The organism is Candidatus Binataceae bacterium (assembly GCA_036495685.1).
In the GTDB taxonomy this organism is placed as follows: domain Bacteria; phylum Desulfobacterota; class Binatia; order Binatales; family Binataceae; genus JAFAHS01.
Window position 1 is genome coordinate 1 of record DASXMJ010000010.1, and the last position, 4064, is coordinate 4064.

5 protein-coding genes are annotated in these 4064 nt (G+C 59.1%); 3 read left to right on the forward strand and 2 right to left on the reverse strand.

Going from position 1 to position 4064, the window contains the following annotated elements:
• Nucleotides 1-135 precede the first annotated feature (135 nt).
• From VGI36_01125 to VGI36_01135, 3 genes are all read left to right on the forward strand, one after another.
• A complete protein-coding gene (locus VGI36_01125) occupies nt 136-1401 on the forward strand; it encodes a DUF3300 domain-containing protein (GenBank protein HEY2483715.1) in 1266 nt (421 codons plus the stop codon).
• Nucleotides 1402-1470: 69 nt separating this feature from the next.
• A complete protein-coding gene (locus tag VGI36_01130; GenBank protein ID HEY2483716.1) occupies nt 1471-2433 on the forward strand; it encodes a DUF2950 domain-containing protein in 963 nt (320 codons plus the stop codon).
• A gap of 151 nt (nt 2434-2584) precedes the next feature.
• On the forward strand, nt 2585-2839 hold the full coding sequence (locus VGI36_01135; protein ID HEY2483717.1) for a GlsB/YeaQ/YmgE family stress response membrane protein: 255 nt from the start codon (nt 2585-2587) through the stop codon (nt 2837-2839).
• A 346-nt stretch (nt 2840-3185) separates the two neighbouring features.
• Here the strand turns inward: VGI36_01135 and VGI36_01140 are convergent, their stop codons facing one another.
• Both VGI36_01140 and VGI36_01145 read right to left on the reverse strand, forming a co-directional pair.
• Complete coding sequence (locus tag VGI36_01140) at nt 3186-3623, reverse strand: hypothetical protein (protein HEY2483718.1); 438 nt, start codon at nt 3621-3623, stop codon at nt 3186-3188.
• Between the two features lie 95 nt (nt 3624-3718).
• On the reverse strand, nt 3719-4064 hold a 346-nt coding region (locus VGI36_01145), incomplete at its 5' end, for an OmpA family protein (protein HEY2483719.1).

The window sequence follows — 4064 nt, forward strand, 5'->3', positions numbered from 1 at the left end:
CCCTCGAATTCGTCTTCGACGGCTTCTACCGCCGCACAGCCAAGCGCGGCCGCCTCCGCCGCCCCTCAGGCAGCTGCACCCCAAGCGGCCCCCGCTCCTCCAGGGCCCGCGCCCGGGGCGGCCACTGCGGAGCAGTTGGAACAGCTGGTATCACCCATCGCGATTTACCCCGACACTCTCGTTGCGCAAATACTTGCGGGTTCAACCTATCCAAGCGAGGTGGTCGAAGCGCATCGCTGGCTTGACCAAAATGCGAATCTGAGTGGTGACCAGTTGGCCGCCGCTGTCAATCAGCAACCCTGGGATCCAAGCATTAAGTCTTTGTGCCAGTTTCCTAGCGTACTGAAGACAATGAATGACAGTCTTTCATGGACTTCGGCCCTGGGCCAAGCGTACTACAACCAGCCGACCGACGTGATGAACGCGATTCAGGTGATGCGCAAGCGAGCGATGGACGCAGACACTTTGAAAAGTACCGCACAGCAGACAGTCCAGGTTCAACCCGCAGCGCCAGCCGCGGAATCTTCGGGCGGTGAGTCTGCCGTGCCCGCGCCGCAGCAGACGATCATAGTCAACCCGGCTCAACCCAATACTGTGTATGTACCTGAGTACAATCCGTCTTCGGTATACGGGGCTCCCGTTCAATCACCGCCTGGATACACTGGCGGCGAGTTGCTCACTACCGGACTCGTTTCATTCGGGGCCGGAATGCTCATCGGGTCTCTGATCAACAACAATGACAATAATTGGGGCTGCAATTGGGGTGGAGGCAACGTCAGCTATAATCGCAACGTTTACGTTTCCAATACCAACGCCATACCGGCGCGTTATCGCGGCGGTTACTACGGACCAGGATATGCCGGCGGTCGCCCACCGTACCCGGGTGGAGTTCGTCCACCATACGCGGGTGGAGGCCGTCCGTACGCACCCGGGCGTTACCCCGCACCCTATGCGGGCGGCGATCGTCCCCTCTACAATCCCGGCACTCGGCCATACAACCCGGCCACCGCCCGCCAATTTGCCAACACGGGGAACTTCAAAGAACCAACCTTTCCAAAGCCTAACCAACTTCCAGGCCTACAAAATCGCAATCCGCCGGTGAATCGGCCGGCTCAGTTTGGCGGGAACGCGCGCAACAATCCCTCGTCTGCTGGGCGCAACGCCTTCAATAACCAGCCATCGTTCAATCCAAAGAACGATCCGATGCGCGGCTACGGCAATAAAAGTCGTGCGTCAGGCGGTGGCCGCAATAACGCCTTCGGGGGCTACGGGCCCGGCCGCCAAACCCAGGATTTCAGTAACCGAGGCCGGGCCAGCTACGGCGGGGGTGGCGGCTTCCGTGGTGGCGGCGGCGGAGGTGGCTTTCACGGCGGGGGCGGAGGGGGTCGTCGTCGCAGGTGAGTGACACTTCATGGGAGATGATTAAGTAGCGCGCTAGGCCTGCGGACCACAAAACTGGGGAGCTGTCGTATGTCGACCTTCGCTGAATCCGATCAAACCCGTGCAACTTGTGGGTCTCCCAGCGCGCGGGTGGCGAGCCTGCTGATCGCGTTTCTGTGTGCGTTGCCGCTCCCGCTCGCTGCGCAAGAACAGCGCGTTTTCAGCTCACCCGTTGAAGCCGCCACTGCACTTTTCACTGCCGTTAAGAGCGACGACACCGCGGCCCTCGGATCTATTCTCGGTCCAGATTCCCAGCAGCTCCTTTCATCAGGAGATCCGGTCGCGGATAAGAATTCGCTGGCACAGTTCGCCAGCCAATGGGATCAAATGCATCGGTTCGCCTACGACGATCAGGGTCGGGTGATCATCTACTTGGGCTCCGACAACTGGCCCGCACCGATTCCGATTGTAAAGAAGGATAGTGGTTGGGTGTTCGACACCGCGGCCGGCAAGGACGAACTAATTTACCGGCGAATCGGTCGCAATGAGCTCTACACCATTGGGGTGCTGGAGAATCTAGCCAGCGCTCAGCGAGAGTACCAGAGTGAAGATCACGACGGTCACCAGTTCGCAAAATACATTCTGAGTGACCCTGGCAAGCAGGATGGCCTCTACTGGGAAACCGCGGAGGGATCGCCGGCTAGTCCGATCGGACCTCTGGTGGCTGACGCCGCCACGAAGGGATATAAAGTCCAGAAGCGCGAAGAAGCCGCGACCGCCGCTCCGTTTCATGGGTACTTCTATAAGGTACTTACCAATCAAGGAAAGGATGCACCCGGCGGAGCGAAAAACTATATCGTAGACGGCAAAATGACCGGCGGCTTCGCCTTTCTCGCTTGGCCCGCAGAGTATCGTTCTTCGGGAGTGATGAGCTTCATGATCAATCAAGATTCGGTCATCGTTCAAAAGGATTTGGGGCCTGATACGGCCACTATCGCGAAGGGAATGTCGGCGTTCAATCCCGACTCGTCCTGGGAGCAGGTCGAGCAGTAGTCACTATGTTTCTTCTCAGTGAGTGCCAACTTTGGCAAGGTTCGATTCGGCTTAGGTGCAATCGCGCTTGCGAAGGCGGCCGTTCAGAGGAGCGAGTCAGGTGGCACCTCCGCTGCGCTGATGCAAATAACTCCGAAGAAGGAGCAGACAAATGGGAATCATAGCATGGCTGGTCGTTGGTCTAATCGCCGGGTTTATCGGCAGCAAGATAGTCAACAAGAGTGGCGAAGGCCTGATCCGTGACATTATCTTGGGAGTAATCGGTGGACTGGTTGGCGGTGCGGTCTTTTCGGCGCTTGGTTCTACCGGAGTCACCGGTATTGATCTGTGGAGCATTTTCGTCGCCGTTATCGGATCGATCGTCGTCCTCGTCGTATACCATGCACTGATCGGAAGGACCGCCTAGAAATCGGTGAGTGGCTTCGAAGGACGCCGTTCGGGTCCCCAGAACACCTACACTTCTCCGCCCCGTTTGGCCGGCTGACTTTCCCTAGCGCTTAGAGGGTGGCTCCATCCGCTGCCCCTCCTATCGCACGGCGTCGCGCACACTCGATAGAGTCAAACTTCGGAGCTGCGCTCAAAGATCACCAAAGCACCGACGGTTTGCCTACGAGGAACCAGAGAGCTGGATGCTCACATCGACCAGCCCTCCGGAACTAGATCAACCGCCCGTTCGACTTATGTGTCGATAGATCGCCTATTCCTCTTTGGTTCCCGGCAGCCTTGGTTCCTCAAGCGAACATCGTCTTCTTTCAGGGCAGCTTGGGAATGGAGGGCAAGCTGCCAGCTCCAGGAACCTTGGAGGTCAGCCCACTAGTCACGTTGCTGGTAGCACACGACGCCAGGATATCCGAGCCATGCTGCGACACATACCCCTGTAACAGGCTGGTCGCGCTGGGGAGCGGAAGGTGGACGCTGCTCGCAAACATCGTGGCGGCTGCGGAGATTATTGACGGGCTGCTTAAAAGCGAGGGCGACGCGGCGGCGGGATTCGGCACCTGATTGCCAATCGCCGAACATAAGGCACTGTTCGCAGCCGTCTGCTGTTCGCCGGTCAGCGCACCGACCGCGGATTGAGCCATGGAGCCCTCGCCAACCTGCGCACGCAGTAGCGCCGGCCGCGGCGCCAGTAGAGCCGCTGCCGCCGCGATCGTGGTAAGAGCGGATCGCCGGGACCATCGAGGTATCATCTCCGAATCCTCCTCGCTTTTCGCTGAGCGCCTTCTCTGAAAAGAGCGGCCGCGATGGGCGTCGCAGCCGCTGTCCTCATGTTGCGTCCAGCTGCCTACTGCATGGGCACGAGTTCGACGCGTCGGTTTTGGGCGCGTCCCTCCGCGGTGTCGTTGGACGCCACGAAGTTCGTCTTCCCATATCCATGCGGAATCAGCCGGCTCTGCGAAATGCCTTGCTGTCCGAGATAGTTGACCACGGCATCGGCGCGCCTCTCCGACAACCTGAGGTTGTACTCCTCGCTCCCAATCGCATCAGTGTACCCATTGACGTCAACGTTCACCTCGGGATGCGCCTTGAGCGTCGACGCAGCCTCATCCAGGACTGCCGCGTCACCCGGACGGATATTGTATTTGTCGAAGTCGAAGTGCACGCCGCGAAGCACGATCTTCTCCTTGGGT